Annotated in this window: 13 protein-coding genes and 1 tRNA gene; 11 read left to right on the top strand and 3 right to left on the bottom strand. The window is 68.2% G+C overall.

The genetic code is table 11. The features are described 5' to 3' along the window. On the top strand, positions 1-262 hold a 262-nt coding region (locus ABH920_RS32700; RefSeq protein ID WP_370353081.1), incomplete at its 5' end, for a hypothetical protein. Here ABH920_RS32700 and ABH920_RS32695 read toward each other — a convergent pair. Further along, on the bottom strand, positions 250-1,092 hold the full coding sequence (locus ABH920_RS32695; protein WP_370353080.1) for a hypothetical protein: 843 nt from the start codon (positions 1,090-1,092) through the stop codon (positions 250-252). The two genes, ABH920_RS32700 and ABH920_RS32695, sit on opposite strands and share 13 nt — an antisense overlap. A 106-nt stretch (positions 1,093-1,198) precedes the next feature. Between ABH920_RS32695 and ABH920_RS32690 the strand changes: the two genes are divergently transcribed. The 6 genes from ABH920_RS32690 (at position 1,199) to ABH920_RS32665 (ending at position 5,351) form a co-directional block, all read left to right on the top strand. Then, a complete protein-coding gene (locus tag ABH920_RS32690) occupies positions 1,199-1,714 on the top strand; it encodes a VOC family protein (RefSeq protein ID WP_370353079.1) in 516 nt (171 codons plus the stop codon). Between the two features lie 3 nt (positions 1,715-1,717). Then, positions 1,718-1,942 (top strand): hypothetical protein, encoded by a 225-nt coding sequence (locus tag ABH920_RS32685; RefSeq protein WP_370353078.1) that lies wholly within the window; start codon positions 1,718-1,720, stop codon positions 1,940-1,942. A gap of 65 nt (positions 1,943-2,007) precedes the next feature. After that, positions 2,008-2,736: a (d)CMP kinase gene (gene cmk / locus ABH920_RS32680; protein ID WP_370353077.1), complete on the top strand. Its 729-nt coding sequence runs from the start codon at positions 2,008-2,010 to the stop codon at positions 2,734-2,736. A 32-nt stretch (positions 2,737-2,768) separates the two neighbouring features. Then, a complete protein-coding gene (locus ABH920_RS32675) occupies positions 2,769-3,581 on the top strand; it encodes a lysophospholipid acyltransferase family protein (RefSeq protein WP_370353076.1) in 813 nt (270 codons plus the stop codon). Between the two features lie 112 nt (positions 3,582-3,693). After that, a complete protein-coding gene (der, locus tag ABH920_RS32670) occupies positions 3,694-5,172 on the top strand; it encodes a ribosome biogenesis GTPase Der (RefSeq protein ID WP_370353075.1) in 1,479 nt (492 codons plus the stop codon). A 105-nt stretch (positions 5,173-5,277) separates the two neighbouring features. Continuing rightward, positions 5,278-5,351, top strand: a tRNA-Pro gene (locus ABH920_RS32665). 372 nt (positions 5,352-5,723) lie between these two features. Here ABH920_RS32665 and ABH920_RS32660 read toward each other — a convergent pair. Beyond that, a complete protein-coding gene (locus tag ABH920_RS32660) occupies positions 5,724-7,184 on the bottom strand; it encodes a CHAP domain-containing protein (RefSeq protein WP_370353074.1) in 1,461 nt (486 codons plus the stop codon). 853 nt (positions 7,185-8,037) lie between these two features. Between ABH920_RS32660 and ABH920_RS32655 the strand changes: the two genes are divergently transcribed. The 4 genes from ABH920_RS32655 (at position 8,038) to ABH920_RS32640 (ending at position 15,315) form a co-directional block, all read left to right on the top strand. After that, positions 8,038-11,877 (top strand): helix-turn-helix domain-containing protein, encoded by a 3,840-nt coding sequence (locus tag ABH920_RS32655; protein ID WP_370353073.1) that lies wholly within the window; start codon positions 8,038-8,040, stop codon positions 11,875-11,877. A 282-nt stretch (positions 11,878-12,159) separates the two neighbouring features. Continuing rightward, positions 12,160-13,434, top strand: coding sequence for a hypothetical protein (locus ABH920_RS32650; RefSeq protein ID WP_370353072.1), 1,275 nt, complete (start codon positions 12,160-12,162; stop codon positions 13,432-13,434). Positions 13,435-13,450: 16 nt separating this feature from the next. Continuing rightward, entirely contained in the window at positions 13,451-14,668 is a 1,218-nt protein-coding gene (locus tag ABH920_RS32645; RefSeq protein WP_370353071.1) for a hypothetical protein, read from the top strand. Between the two features lie 107 nt (positions 14,669-14,775). Next, positions 14,776-15,315, top strand: a complete 540-nt coding sequence (locus ABH920_RS32640) for a hypothetical protein (protein ID WP_370353070.1) — start codon at positions 14,776-14,778, stop codon at positions 15,313-15,315. Positions 15,316-15,352: 37 nt separating this feature from the next. Here the strand turns inward: ABH920_RS32640 and ABH920_RS32635 are convergent, their stop codons facing one another. After that, positions 15,353-16,186 (bottom strand): response regulator, encoded by an 834-nt coding sequence (locus tag ABH920_RS32635; protein WP_370353069.1) that lies wholly within the window; start codon positions 16,184-16,186, stop codon positions 15,353-15,355. Positions 16,187-16,296: the final 110 nt, after the last annotated feature.

The following is a 16,296-nucleotide window of genomic DNA, read 5'->3' as shown; positions in this document are numbered from 1 at the left end:
CCGTCGCTGTCTCGAAGAACAGGAACACGCGCTCAACCTGGTTCCGAAACAGCATCAGAGCCTTGATAGCCTTCTGGGGTTAAACGGCAAGCTAAAACCCCGCGAAGCCGTCAAAAGCCCCTACAACCCTCCACCACACCCCAACCACCCACACCCACACATCAAGCAGGGGCGCCGATTCTTACGGCTTCGCTTAGGTTTTGGTGACCTCGCACACCGCCCCGCCGCCCCGTCACCAACCGCACCGAACTACGGACACTGATACTTCAAATCCCCCGCACTAGCCGCATCCGCCCCCGCCGCCAGCACCCCGGGATCGGTGATCCGGAACGTCGCGGTCACCGTCCCGCTCCCGGCCAGCTTCAGCTGCCACGCCAGATGCACCTTCGGCGACTTCCCGCTCACCGTCTCCGCCCCGGCGACGGCCTGCGTCGTGTGGTTCTTCGCCGGGATGTCCCACTCGTAGTCCACGACCCCGGTCCCGCCGTTCGTCGTGAGCTCCGCGACCATGTCCACCGAGGTGTCGCAGATCCCTGACGGCTGCACCGGGGCGAAGTTGTGCACCGAGATGCTCGAGATCTGCACCGGCGCCGTGGTCTTCTTCTCCTTCAGCTTCACCGCCGCGAACGCCGCGGCCCCGAGCACCGCGCCGACCAGCACCAGCCCGACGAAGGTGCGGATGATGCGGCTGGGCAGGCCGTCCTTCAGGTCCTTCTTCGCAGGCTCCTGGGTCCCGTGGCCGTTCACGATGCCGCCGGGGGCCGACACCGGCGCCGTGCCGAGCAGCAGCGCGACCGTCCGCGCGGCGTCCGCGGATTCCGGCACCACCGGCGTGATCAGCCAGATCAGGCCGGCGTCCTCGACCAGGTCCAGCACCGGCAGCGTGCCCGGCAGCAGTCCGCCGCGCGCCGCCACGGTCCGCTCGACCAGGCGCGGCACGCCGCCGGCCGCCTTGACCCGGGCCGGGTCGAAGCGCAGCACGCCGAGCGTGCGGCCGTCGGCGCCGGTGGCCGAGTACCACACGCCGTCGGGGACACGCAGCACTTCCGGTCCGAGCTTCAGGCCCATCCCGGGCAGTCCACCCTCGCTCAACGCACTCCCCCAGGTCGTCCTGCCGTGCAGCCGATCCGCGCTTGCGGCAGTGTAGAGCGTCCGGAGACGATGGAGGTCGCCCGTTCCGGAAGAAAGCAGTTCACCGATGCCTGTGACCCGTCTCAACCACGCCGTGCTGTTCGTCCGGGAGCTGGATCGCAGCGTGGCGTTCTACCGCGACCTGCTGGGCTTCGAGGTGCTGACGCAGGCCCCGAACGCCGCGTTCCTGCGCGCTCCGGGCTCGACGAACGACCACGACCTGGGCCTGTTCGCGATCGGCTCGCAGGCCGGCTCCTCGGAGGCCGGACGCTCCCGCGTGGGGCTGTACCACCTGGCGTGGGAGGTGGACACGCTGACGGAGCTGGCGCGCTTCGAGGAGATCCTCAAGACGCACGGCGCGCTGGTCGGCGCCAGCGACCACGGGACCACGAAGGCGCTGTACGCGCACGACCCGGACGGCCTGGAGTTCGAGATGTCGTGGCTGGTGCCCGCCGACCGCGTCGGCGACGCGCAGCTGCCGGAGGGTTCGTTCACCCTGCCGCTGGACCTGACGAAGGAGATCGAGCGCTACGGCGCCGACACCCGGGGCGGGGTCGGCATCTCGCACGTCGTCGTGCCCTGAGGGATGAGATCAATCACACATCTGGCGATCCCGGACGGCCGCGGCACCGCCACCGACGCCGCCACTGACGCCGCCACCAACGCCATCACCGACGCCGTCCGCGCCCCGTCATCGACGCCCGTCATCGAGTCCCAGCCCGAAACCGCCGCTGAATATCCGATGACCCGCCCAATCAATTTCGGGGACCTCCAGGCCAATGCGAAACCCGTGAGCCACGCCACCGGATAGTCTTGGTGAGTCTTTATGCGCCGCAGGTCTCGCCTCTGCCGACCACCTCACTTGGAGTCACCCGCATGTCGCTGCCCAGCCAGCAGGCCCTGTCCCGAACGGTCGTCGCCATCGACGGCCCCTCCGGGTCGGGCAAGTCGAGCGTGTCGCGCGGGGTCGCCGCGCGTCTCGGGCTGCGCTACCTGGACACCGGCGCGCAGTACCGGGCGATGACGTACTGGATGCTCCAGAACAAGGTCGACCTCGGCGACGCCGCCGCGATCGCGGCCGACGCCGGGGCGCCGGCCGTGGTGTCCGGGACCGATCCGGCCGCCCCGGCGATCAGCGTGGACGGGCACGACGTGGCGGTGGCGATCCGCGAGGCGGACGTCACCGGCGCGGTGAGCGCCGTGGCCGCGGTGCCCGAGGTCCGGGCCCGGCTGATCGCGCTCCAGCGGGAGATCATCGGGATCGGCGGGATCGTGGTCGAGGGCCGGGACATCGCCTCGGTGGTGGCCCCGCGGGCCACGGCCAAGATCTTCCTGACGGCGTCCGAGGACGCGCGCGCGGCCCGCCGCAACACCGAGAACGGCGGCGGGGCCGGCACCGTGGCGGCCACGCGCGACGCTCTGACCCGCCGGGACAGCATCGACAACCGGACCAACGCGCTGGCAGCGGCGCCGGGGGCGGTGGTGGTCGACGCCACCGAGCTGACACTGGAGCAGGTGATCGAGAAGGTCGCCGACATCGTCATCCACGCGGCCCAGGGCCCCGCCCCTGACGCCGCTTCCCAAGGGGTGGGACTCACCAGATGAAGGTTCTCCGCGATTCACACGACCGACCGTCGGTGCCCTGGCGGGCGCGCGCCCGGGCCGGCGCCGGCCCGACCGGCGGCCGGGTCCAGGGCCAGGGCCAGGGCCAAGGCCAAGGCCAGGCTCAGGGCCTCGGGCCGGGCCCGGGACAGAGCCACGACCGCGACGACCACTCGGCCGCCGCCCACAACCACACCCCCAGCGCCCGCGGCGCCAAGCGCGCGCACCGCATCGGCGTCCCGCTGATGCACTCGCTGTGGCACGTCACCCAGCACAACACCGCGAACGTCCCGACCGACGGCCCGCTGCTGCTGGCCGGCAACCACACCGGCTTCCTGGACGGCCCGCTGATCGCCGGCGTCGCGCCCCGCCCGGTGCACTTCCTGGTCAAAAAGGAGATGTTCGTCGGCCCGCTGGGCCCCATACTTCTGGGGTTCGGCCAGATCCCGATCGACCGGGACCACCCGGACCGCGCGGCGATCCAGTCGGCGCTGGCGACGCTGCGCTCCGGCGGCGTGCTGGGCGTCTTCCCGGAGGGCACCCGCACCACCGGCGAGTTCGAGTCGGTGCACAACGGCCTGGCCTACTTCGCGCTGGCCACCGGCGCCCCGGTGCTGCCGGTGGCGTGCCTGGGCACGGCCACGAACGGCAAGACGGTCGGCTCGCTGCCGACCCCGCGCACCCACCTGGACCTGGTGTACGGAACACCGGTGAGCCTGGAGGAGTTGTCCCAGGGGTCCGAGGGCCTGGGCCGGCGGCAGAAGATCGCCGCCATCAGCGAGGAGCTGCGGGTCCGCCTGGCGGCGCACGTGCAGTACGCCAAGCAGCTCACCGGGCGCGACAATTAGAGACGGACCCGGACCCGAAAACTGACCTGTCCGGTCGGCGGCCCCCCTGAGCAGGGGAACCGCCGACCGAACGTTTTCCCCGACGCATTGATCAAGACATGAGGACCCCCTGATGCAGCCCGAGACCGAGGACTACACTCCCGGCGACCCGAGCGCCGCGAGCGCCGCCCCCGCCGAGGAGTACTTCGACGAGGACTTCGACTACGAGGCCTACGCCGAAGGACTCGACTCGGAGGAGTGGGAGCGGGGCGAGGGCGAAGGCGTCCGCCTGCCGGTCCTGGCCGTGGTCGGGCGCCCCAACGTGGGCAAGTCCACCCTGGTCAACCGCATCCTCGGCCGCCGCGAGGCAGTCGTGCAGGACGTACCCGGCGTCACCCGCGACCGGGTGTCCTACGACGCGCACTGGAACGGCCGCCGCTTCACCCTGGTCGACACCGGCGGCTGGGAGCGCGACGTGCAGGGCATGGCCAAGGCCGTCGCCTTCCAGGCCGAGGCGGCCATCAACGCCGCGGACGCGGTGATGTTCGTGGTGGACGCCACCGTCGGCATCACGGACACCGACGAGGCGGTGGTGCGCGTCCTGCGCCGCGCCGGCAAGCCGGTGATCCTCGCCGCGAACAAGGTGGACGACCAGCGCGCCGAGGCCGAAGCAGCGACGCTGTGGAACCTGGGCCTCGGCGAGCCCTTCGCGGTATCCGCCCTGCACGGCCGCGGCTCCGGCGACCTCCTGGACGCCGTCCTGGACGTCCTCCCGGAAACCCCCGCGGTCCGCTTCGGCGAGCTCCTAGGAGGCCCCCGCCGCGTAGCCCTGGTCGGCAAGCCCAACGTCGGCAAGAGCTCCCTACTGAACAAGCTGGCGGGCGAGGAGCGCGTCGTCGTCGACGCCACCGCCGGCACCACCCGCGACCCGGTGGACGAACTGATCGACCTCGGAGGCAAGACCTGGCGCTTCGTGGACACAGCAGGCATCCGCCGCCGCGTCCACCAAACCTACGGAGCCGACTTCTACGCCAGCCTCCGCACCCAGGCAGCAATCGAAAAGGCAGAGGTCGCGGTAGTCCTGGTAGACGCCAGCGACTCCCTGACCGAACAGGACCTCCGCATCATCACCATGGTCGCCGAAGCCGGCCGAGCCCTCGTCATCGCCTACAACAAGTGGGACCTGATGGACGAGGAACGCCGCTTCTACCTCGAACGCGAAATCGAACGAGACCTGGTCCAAGTCCGCTGGGCCCCCCGCGTCAACCTGGCAGCAAAAACAGGCCGCCACGTGGACAAACTCGTCCCGGCCCTCGAAGCCGCCCTGGAAGGCTGGGAAACCCGCGTCCCCACCGCCAAACTGAACGCCTTCCTCGGCACCCTGGTAGCGGAGCACCCCCACCCCCTCCGAGGCGGCAAGCAGCCAAGAATCCTCTTCGGCACCCAGGCATCCACCAGGCCCCCCAGGTTCGTCCTGTTCGCCAGCGGCTTCATCGAAGCGGGCTACCGCCGCTTCATCGAGCGCCGCCTCCGCGAAGAGTTCGGCTTCACCGGCTCCCCGATCCAGATCTCAGTAAAGGTCCGCCAGAAGAACAAGGACCGCAAGAAGTAGGACACCCACCCCACCAGACCGCCCCACCCGGCGCGCCGCCACTAACCGATGTGATTCGGAGGCCCCGGGTGCGGTATTGTCTTCCTGCCCGCCTAGTGCGGGCGGCGGGCTGTAGCGCAGCTTGGTAGCGCACTTGACTGGGGGTCAAGGGGTCGCAGGTTCAAATCCTGTCAGCCCGACGGTAACGTCGCAGGTCAGGGCCTCAATCCGAAGGATCGGATTGAGGCCCTTGATATGTTTGGGGGCCAATTCGTGGCCCCCAGCGGTGCCAGGGTACGGGTCGGGAGCTGCCTCCGCTCCCGCGCCAATGCCGTGACCTGCACTTTCTATACATCGGCGCTGACCTCAGTTGACCGAAGGTCAAGTGCGGCAGTAACAACGGCGGGGTGAATCGCTCCGCGTACGCGCCGCATGGATCGTCCCGGGTACGCGCCGCAGGTGCCGCCTTGACACCGAGCCAGAGCCCGTATCCTGACCTGGCTGCAACTCATGGTGTGGCGCGTTCCCGGCGGTTCAGTTCACTGCGGATGGGCAAGCACTGCGTCGCCCGGTCATGGGGATGTATAGCCGCTGAGGCCGGCGCCCTCGCCGTTGGTGGTCTGGTCCGTACCGGCCCGGACTCTGTCGTTGTAGTCGCCGTTCACGACGTTCGGACCTGCGTCCCCAGCCGTGTAACTGGTGACGACGGCGACGTGGGCAGCTGATGTTCCGCTGGAGTCCAAACCGTAGACCGCTACGTCACCGGGCTGCGGTGTGTAGCCGCCACCAATCGCATGCCAGGTCCCGTGCGCTTGGCCCCACTGGTAGAAGCTGACCGCCCCGGCGTTCACGTCTCCGGAACCAAAGCCGTAGGTGAATGAGACGCCCGCCTGCCGCCACACCCAGGCTGCGAAGTCTGCGCACCATTCCTCCGCGCGAGTCCCGGATGCGCACCCTGACGTGCTACCGACGCCCCAGTAGTAGGAGAACTTGTTGCAGTAGGTGTCCGAGGGTGAATCCGTGTATCCGACCTGCGCCGTCGCAATGCTGGCGATGGTCTCGCCCGGGTTTGCTGGTACGTAGACGGCGTTGAAGCCGCCTTGTAGGACGCCACCGAGGTTCTGCCAGTCACCCCAACCGGATCCAGGGGTGTAGGTGACCTGGTACAACGCGCCGGAGTTCGCGCCTTGGGCGAATGCATGGAAGGAGCTGTTGTCCGAGTCGTAGGCGACGCCCGGCGATCCGGTAAGGGCTTCACTGTCGTTGCCCAGCAGCTGCCACCCGCTCCATCCACTGGAGAACGTGTCCTGGAACAAGTTGCCGCCAGGACTGATAGAGAAGATGTGGAAGGTGCCGTTTTCAAACACGGCACTGACCCCACCCTGCACCACACCGCCGAGATTCTGCCAATCACCCCAGCCCGAACCCGGCGTGAAAGTGACCTGATAGACGTTCCCACTGGACTTGCCAACCGCAAACGCGTGATAACTGCCGTTGTCCGAGTCGTACGCGATACCCGGCGATCCAGTTAGGGCTTCACCGTCGTTGCCCAGCGACTCCCACCCGCTCCACCCGCTGGAGAACGTGTCCTGGAACAAGTTGCCGCCAGGACTGATAGAGAAGATGTGGAAGGTGCCGTTTTCAAACACGGCACTGACCCCACCCTGCACCACACCGCCGAGATTCTGCCAATCACCCCAGCCCGAACCCGGCGTGAAAGTAACCTGATAGACGTTCCCACTGGACTTGCCAACCGCAAACGCGTGATAACTGCCGTTGTCCGAGTCGTACGCGATACCCGGCGATCCGGTAAGGGCTTCACCGTCGTTACCCAGCGACTCCCACCCGCTCCAACTCGAAGTGAAAGCGTCCTGGAACAGATTGCCACCCGGACTGACCGACAAAACATGGAACTGCCCCGTCGAGGAAGCCGCGACCGCCCGCCCCGGAGTAGCCACAACCCCGACGGCCACCACCAACACGGCCACGGCCAGTGACCACACTCGTTTCCAATAGTTCGACGTACTCACCATGTCGGTGTCTCCATTCGTCGTGACTGCCCGCGGCGAGAGGGCCGCCATAGGGAATCAGATGGCTGTGCTTGCCGGGCCTGGCAGCTCCGAGACTCAGCGGACGCTTGCGAGAACCCCAAGCGTCGCGGCCCAGTACGTGGGTGTCATCGACATGGGTTCTCCTTTCCTGCACGAATTCCGCCGCCGTTTTCGCCGGCCGCGTCTGTCCGGCGAAGGCGGAGCTTGCAGCACCAGTCCTAGCGGGCTGCGGTTGTCCGGGGTCGGGAGCCGGTCACCGGACAACAGATTCCGGACAATGCCTGCCAGCACGCAACGGCCTCCGCGCTAGCGGCTGACACGCGGCGCGCCGAGCCGGTACCAGACGAGGACGCCAACCGCGTCCGGGTCGTTCTTCCTGCTGCAAGCGGGATTTCTGCTCCGCCTGCAACGGTGCGGTGATCGGGGTTCCGAACGACACGACACTGGATGTGAGCTTGCTCAACTGCCGGTTGAAGGCTTCCCTGGAAATCGCGTGGCGTTAGGGGATGCCAGGGAGTTTCTGTTGGCCTTCGATGATTTTGAGCGGCTATACGAGAACTCCCGCACGGATCACGCTTCATTCCACATGCCGCAGCACCGGCGCATCGAGCGCGCGTGAAGTAGCGCGCCGTCTCCTCCTCGGGAGGATCGTCGAAGACTGCCACCGCTCCGCTCGCCATACTCGCTAGCGACCTACCAGTCACCAGGGGTCAAGGATCTGCGTCATCGCGGCCAGTCTCACGACGGTCTGACTGGACTCCGGAGGGCTAAATCCTGAGAATGTTTCTCAGTACACTGTGTCACCGGTGAGTGACTGACTCAAAGAGGTGGCGCCGTGCCGCGTGGGGAACAGCCGTTGCCGCCGGGGGGCGGGGCGCTGGTCGAGTTCGCCGCTGAGTTGCGTCGGTTGCGGAGCAAGGCTGGCGGGCCGCCGTATCGGGAGCTTGCCCGGCAGGCGCACTTCTCGGCGACGACGCTGGCCGACGCCGCTGGCGGGAGGCGACTGCCCAGTCTCGCGGTGACCGAGGCCTTCGTGCGGGCGTGCGGTGGAGACCCGGAAGAGTGGGCAGAGCGCTGGCGCGAGGTCGCTGCCGAGTTGGCGGCCGTCACTGCCGAGCGGGTGGCAGCGGATGTCGGCGAAAGGGCGTGCCCGTATGTGGGCCTCGCGGCCTACGCGCCGGAGGACGCCGACCGGTTCTTCGGCCGGGAGCAGCTGACCGAGGATTTGCTTTCCCGGGTTCGCACCGGCCGGTTCGTCGCGGTGTTCGGTGCCTCGGGGGCGGGCAAGTCGTCGTTGCTGCGGGCCGGCTTGCAAGCTCGCGTCGGCACCGGCATGGCCGGAAGCGAGTGCTGGCGGTGTGTCACGTTCACGCCCGGGCCGCATCCGTTGAAGGAGTGCGCTGCGCAGGTCGCCGCCCTCGGTGCCGGCTCGGCGCCGCGGCTGGCCCGCGAGCTGGAGACCGATCCCGACGCGCTGCATCTGAGCGTGCCGCAGGCGTTGCAGGGCGCGGGCCCAGACGCCGAGCTGCTCCTGGTGATCGACCAGTTCGAGGAGGTTTTCACGGTCTGCGGCAGTGACGCCGAACGCGCCGCGTTCATCGCCGCACTCGCAGCGGCGGTCCGGGCCGTGAACAGCCGTACCCGCGTTGTTCTGGGGCTGCGGGCCGACTTCTACGCGCACTGCGCACAACACCCAGAGCTGGTGAATCTGCTGCGGGACGGGCAACTGTTGGTAGGCCCGATGAGTCCAGAGGAGCTGCGCAACGCCATTACGCGACCGGCAGCGACGGTCGACTGTGCCGTCGAGGCGGCGTTGCAGACCCGGGTGGTGGCCGACGCCGCTGGGCAGGCCAACGTGCTCCCGCTGGTATCGCACGCCATGCGCGAGACCTGGCGCCGCCGACGTGGCAATACCCTGACGCTGGCGGCCTATGAGGCATGTGGCGGCATCACCTTCGCGCTGGCGCAAACCGCCGAAGCCGCTTACGCCGAGCTGTCAGACGAGCAGCAACAGCGGGCCCGGCGCCTGATGCTGCGCTTCGTCCGGCTCGGCGCGGCGACCGGTGACACCAAGCAGTCCCTCGCCCGCCAGGCGGTGGAGCCCGATGACCAGCCGATCCTGCATGCCTTCGTGGAAGCCCGACTGGTCACAGTGGACGCTGACAGCGCCGAACTGACCCATGAGGCACTGCTTCGCGCCTGGCCGCGGCTGCGCGGCTGGATCGAGGAAGACCGCGCAGGGCTGCTGATCCAGCAGCAACTGCACGACGCGGCGGACGCTTGGGAGCGCGACGGCCGCGACCCGGGCGCTCTTCACCGCGGTGGCAGGCTGGCCACCGAGACTGAATGGGCGCGGCATCACGTCGAGGAGGCCGAGGCGGACCCGACGCTCCGGCGATTCCTGGCCGCGTCCATGCGCCGCGAGAGGCGGTCGGCCCGGCTGCGTACCACCGTGATAGCAGCGCTCGCGGTACTCAGCCTGCTGGCATCGGGCACGGCGACCGTGGCAATCCAGCAGCGAACCACAGCGCGCTCCGAGCGGGACGTCGCCACTGCGGGCGACCTCGCCAGTGAAGCTTCCTTGCTGCGCGACAACGACGTCTCCCTGGCCGCTCAGCTCGACTTGTCTTCCTATCAGATGCACCCGACCGAGCAAACCGGCACCGACCTATTGGGTACCCAGCAGGCCCCGTTGTCTCGGGTGCTTTCCGGACACACCGGCACCGTCTACGCGGCCGCTTATAGCCCCGATGGACACGTCCTGGCCAGTGCCGGGGACGACGACACAATCCGCCTGTGGAATCCGGCTTCGCCGCAGCCGACTCTGTGGGCGTCGCCGATCGACGCCCATTCGGAGAGAGTTTACTGGCTGGCGTTCAGCCCGAATGGAAAGGTCCTGGCCAGCGCCGGCCGCGACAAGAGCGTCCGGCTGTGGAGCGTGGCCAACCCTGCGCACCCCACCCCGCTCGGGCCGCCACTAGCCGGGAACGGCAGCTTCGTGTTCTCCGTCGCGTTCAGTGCCGACGGCACCATCCTGGCCAGTGCCGGCAACGACCACACCATCCACCTGTGGGACGTGGCCGACCCGGCACGCCCCGTCTCACTCGGGTCACCGCTGACCAGTACCGACGCGTTCGCCTCGGCGACGTTCAGCCCCCACGGGAGGATCCTGGCCGGCGCCGGCCACGACAACACCGTCCAGCTGTGGGACCTGGCCAACCCGGAGCACCCCGTCCACCTCGGCTCTCTGACCGGCTACACGCAACCCGTCTACGCCGTCGCCTTCAGCCCGGATGGGAAGATCCTGGCCAGCGCTGGCGGTGACCACAACGTCCAGCTGTGGGATATCGCCGATCCAGCGCAGCCCGTACTCCTCGGCAAACCGCTGACCGGACATACCGACACCGTCTTCGCTGTCGCTTTCAGCCCGGGTGGAAAGGTCCTGGCCAGCGCCGGAGCCGACCACACCGTCCGATTGTGGGACGTGACCGATCCGGCGGACCCCATCCCTCTGGGCCAGCCCCTGGTCGGACACACCGACTACGTCTTCTGGCTCGCCTTCAGCCCGGACGGGCACACCCTGGCCAGCGTCAGCCAGGACCGCACTGTACGACTGTGGAACCTGCCCGCCGCGGTGCTCGTCAGCCACGCCAGCTACGTCAACGCCGTCGCCTTCAGCCCCAACGGGAAACTGCTGGCCAGCGGCAGCTCGGACAACACGATCCAGCTGTGGAATACGGCCAACCCCGCAAGCCCGGTACCGGTCGGACCACCACTGACCGGCCACACCGGCGCGATCGCCGTCCTGGCGTTCAGCCCCGACGGGCTTACGCTGGCCAGCGGCAGTCACGACCAGACGATCCGACTGTGGAACGTCACCGACCCGGTCCACGCGACCCGGCTCGATCCACCGCTGACCGGCCACACCGACATTGTTTCGGGCTTGGCGTTCAGCCCCGACGGAAAGGTACTGGCCAGCGGCAGCCACGACCAGAGGATCCGACTGTGGAACGTGGCAGATCCAGCCCACCCCACGCGCATCGGTTCACCGCTGCCGGGCCACACCAAAGCCGTGTGGGCCGTGGCTTTCAGCCCGGACGGGAACCTGCTGGCCAGCGCGAGTGCCGACGACACCGTCAGGTTGTGGAACGTCGCCAACCCCGCGCACCCCGTGCTGGTCGGACAACCGCTCGCGACACACGTCGGCGGAGTCCTGGACGTCGCCTTCAGCCCGGACGGACACACCCTGGCCACGGCGAACGACAACGACGCCATCGGCCTGTGGGACGTGCGCGACCCGGCGCTGCCGCGGCCGCTCGGCCAGCTCACCGGGCACACCGGCATCGTGTACTCGGTCGCTTTCAGCCCGGACGGGCACACGTTGGCCAGCAGCAGCGCCGACGCCACCGTCCGGCTGTGGAACACCACTGATCCGGCCCACGCCTTCGCGATCGGCGGCCCGATCACCGGGCACACCGCGGCGATCGACGGCCTCGCGTTCAGCCCCGACGCCCACACGATCGCCACCGCCAGCGATGACCGAACGGTCGACGTCACAGACATCGACACGGCGACCGTCGCCGCCACGGTGTGCGCGAAGACCGCGGGCTCTTTGAACCCGGCGCTCTGGCGGCAGTACCTGCCCGGGTTGCCGTACCGGCAACCGTGCCGTTGAGGCCACGGCACGCTGGTTGTTCGCAGTGACCTGGCGGCCGAGCCCGTCGTTGGTGTCGACCCCCGCGGCAGCCGACCCACCCACCGCTCGTTCTGGTCGACACCGCAGCCGTTCGGCTACCGCGAAGGTCGACGACTGGACTCGACCGTAGGCCTGATGACCGCGCGGCTGTCCTGCCTGACGATTGTTGATGAATCGGGTCCGGCGACGGTGCGGACCTGCCCGGAACCTTTTCGTTCAGTACTGGGAACCGGGGACCCGAATAGTGAAAGTGGAGTGGTCATGAAACCACCAATCGTCCGCGTGTTGCCGGCAGCCGTGTTCGCCGCAGCGTGTGCCGCGGCGATGCTCATTGGTTTGGGATCAGCTGCTGCCTCCGGCGATATGCCGGCCGCCGCGCCGTTCGCCCATGTCGACCCATCCGGATTCACGCTTGATCCCGGTCAGAGCTTCAGCCAACTCGGCGGGCTGGTCACGCAACTGGAGACCGATCCGCGCATTCAGAAAGTCGCGCTGGACACGCTGCTGACCACCACCTCGCCTGGCCGGACTGCCGTCTGGCCGCTGTGCCACACCACCAACCTCGCCCCGGCGCTCAACCCGACCGGTTTCTGCTGGGACACCCAGGACGACACCACCAAGGACTGGTATCCGCAGGGCATCACCGGTTCCGGTGATGCCGAGCCCAGTGGCCTGGTCGACGGTAAGCGGCTGGTGGCGACGAGCTGGCACTTCGCGGCCGACACCTACGCCCGGGTCAGCATCGCCGACTACACCAAGCCCTCCGCCGGCGTGCTCTACCACCACCTTCTGCTGGTCAAGCCGGTGCTGGAGAACGGGCAGGTGAACTACACGAACATGGGCTCCGTCAACGACCCGGGTGACATCGCGACCCACGCCGACGGCGTGATGTGGCTGGGCGATCTGCTGTTCGTCGCCAACGGCCGGCAGCTACAGGTTTACAGCCTCGACCACATCTGGCGGATGCAGACCAGTGGCACCGACGCGGGCGACGTCGGCCTCACGGCGAACGGCGCCTTCGCCGCCTGGAACGCCTACGCCCTGCCGATGATCGGCGAGTACTACACCACCACCCACTCGTGCGTTCCGGCCGCCGGCACCACACCGTGCCTGAACTCCATCAGCCTGGCCGCGGACCGGTCGTCGTTCGTCACGAGCGAGTACTACAACGCCTCGGCCGGCGGCGGCCGGGTGATCCGCTGGCCACTGGACCCCGCGACCGGGCTGCCGCTGACCAACGACGGCACACACACGCAGGCCACCGAAGCGTTCCGGTCCCCGATCTGGCACATGCAGGGTGCCGCGACCGACGGCACCGCCTTCTACCTCGCCGGCTTCTGCCCCGGCGCCACCTCCGACAGCCCCGGATGCATCCACAAGGCACTGCCGGACCAGGCACCGCACGTTCTGACCGAGGCACCACCCCTGCTTGAGAGCCTGTCCTACTGGCCGAAGACCGGCGAACTGTGGGGCCTCAACGAAATCGCGACCACCGCAGGCGACCGCGTCGTCTTCAAGATCTACCCCAACTCCTGAAACAGCGAGGGACGCCATGGCCGAACCGATCCGTCGACGGACCTTGCTCGGCGCCGCCACAGCAGCCGGCGCGACCGCTACCACCGTGCTCGACGGCACCGATGCCGCCGCTGCGACCGCTCCGAGCCCGATCGGCAACGGCGTGCCGGTCGAGTCCTTCCGGCAGGCCGGCTTCACCGACGACCAGACCTTCGCCGCCGCGTTCGGCTACGCAGCCGCCCAGACCTACAAACCCACCCTTATCCTGGACGCCCAGGAATACGAACTGTCCAATACCTACACCGCTTACAAAGGACTGTCCCTGTTCGCGTTCGGCGTGGAGCGCGAATTCGAGTCGACGTCGAGCTGGGACAGCGTCTACTGCCGCGTCTACAAACACGGCAGCGGACCGCTGTTCACCTGGCCGAGCACCGGCAACTTCACCTCGATGCGGATCAGCGGCATCCAATTCGAAGGCAACCAGAGCGGCGGCAGCGACTTCCTGGCCCGCACCCCGACCGGCCAGGTCTACCCGGCACTGGCCATGTCCACGTTCGAGAAGTGCGGCTGGAAGAACTTCGAATCGGTCATGCTCGGCGTGAACTGGGAAGGCGTCACGCTCAAGGAGTTCCACGTCCAGAACTGTAAGAACACGGCATTCAAGATCGGCGGTGCCGACTCCTTCATCCTCGGCGGCCACGGTTTCCTGGACTCACAATCCCTCAGCGGCGTACCGATGTTCTGGCTGACGGACATGACCGCCACGATAGTCTCAGACCTCTACGTCACCCCGACCGGCGCCGGATGCGCGATCCGCTACGACGCCGGCTCGATGACCCAGTTCCGCAACCTGATCCTGGACTCGGCGTCCCAGAACGGCCAGGCCGCCGTGTGTCATGGCTCGCTGATCCAGATCAACGGTGGCAGCAGCACGATCATGGGCGGCCGGCTGCACGGCTGCATGGTCGACCCGGCCGCCACCGACGACGGCGCGACCAGGCACAAGGGCTACATCACCGTCAACGGCGGCCAGACCGCCATCATCGGGACCGCGTTCTGCGACGGCGCCGACCGGTCCGCTGGCGGCAGCTCCGCGGACTACACCCCGGCACACACGCCGCACGTCTACGCGCAGGCTGGTGCCCGGGTCATCACCCGCGGGCTGCTGTCCGTGCGGAACAACCCACTGGTGATCACAGAGGCGACACCTGGCCTCATCGACTGCGACCAACCCGCCGCACTCACCGTCGGCTGACCCCACAGCCTTGACGGAAAAACGATGACCAGCGGTCGTGGCGTCGGCGGTAATGTCGCGGGTGGAGCAAGGTGTCTCGTCACCGGCGTTGCATGAAAGGAGTCCGCGTGAAGACTCCACTCACAGTCGAATTCGTCAATGTTTCAGACCGCGCGTGCCTGGCCCGTGCTCGGCGCGCTGACGCAGCCATGATCGAGACGACGGCCACGACCAAGGGCGGCGTGCCTCACGATCTCGAGCACCTGATTGTCGAGGCGGCGCTCGATTGCCATCAGGGATTCTGGGGGAGGGTGTGGCGTGGCGCCGAGTTCGCGAACATCGACGTCACCCGCAACGGCCCGCGGCGGCGCCCACGGTCGCACAATCGGGAGTTGACCAAGGGATACACTGGTTGGAATGAGGACCTGGTGACCAAGGTCGCCGCCGTACTCGACGAGGCGACGGCGCGGGGGTGGTCCCCTCCGGATCGACTCCCCGACGTGCCGGCCTTGGCAGTCCTGCTCGACGCTCGCCGCCGTCCCCCCGTGGACGCGACCATCGACCGGGGCCGCGTAACCACCGCGGTCACCGAACTGGTCGAGGCACGCCGGGCCTGGTTGAAGCTGCCCGTCGGCAGATCGCTCACCCGCACGTGGCGACGCTGTTGATGCGCGCTGACTAGCCGGACGAGGCGTTGGATCGCGTTCACACCGCACGAGCGCGGCCCAGTCGCTGCCCTCCGTGAAGACGGCTGCGGTCAACACCGTCAGAACGGCCATGGCTACCGTGTGCGCCATCGCAGTCGCCAGAGATCTGGGAGTCCTCCCGATCGGCAGGCACATGAGCGCGCTGGTCGACTGCCTCAGGCCCAGGAGCGATCAGGCCGGTCTCGTAGGCGACCACCACGGCTTGAGCCCTTGTCGTGACTCCGAGTTTGGCCAGCGTGCGGCTCAGATGAGTCTTGACGGTGGACTCGCTGATCATGAAGTACTCGGCGATTTCGGTGTTGGTCGCGCCACGGCCGACGTGCCGAAGGACATCCAGCTCCCGGGGTGTCAACGCGGCCAGGGCGGCGGACGCTCGGCGAGCGGATACCGGTCGGCCGATGTAAGCCTCGACCAGTCGTCCGGCGACAGCCGGGGAGAACACCTTGTCGCCCGAGGCGACGGCGCGGATAGCGGCGAGCAGCCGGTCGGGGTGGGTCTGTTTGTGCAGGAAACCGGATGCGCCGGCACCGAGCGCGGCTCGGACGTACTCGTCCATGTCGGACGCGGTGAGAATAAGGACCCTGGAGCGCTCTCCCCTGGAGGCGGCGGCGGTCAGAATCAGTTCCGTGGCGACGGCGCCGTCGACGCCGGGCATATGGATATCCATCAGGACAACATCCGGATGGAGGGCGGCGGCCTGGGCCACCGCTTCCTGTCCGGTCGAGGCTTGTCCGACCGCCCGCAGTCCGGGCGCGGCGTCGATAAGCGCGGCCAGACCGGCTCGGATCAGGTCCTGCTCGTCGACGAGCAGGACGCCGGTGGCCTCGGTCATGCGGCCTTCCCCTGCCCCCGAGGCGTCCGCGAACGGTGCGTGGTCGTGTCGATCGGGACCGCTGTCGGGCCATCGCACGCAACTATACCGCGGCGTCGATCTTGCTTCCC

The organism is Catenulispora sp. EB89, from assembly GCF_041261445.1.
Lineage (GTDB): Bacteria > Actinomycetota > Actinomycetes > Streptomycetales > Catenulisporaceae > Catenulispora.
The sequence above is the reverse complement of the archived record's forward strand: the minus strand, read 5'-3'. Positions and strand labels throughout refer to the sequence as shown.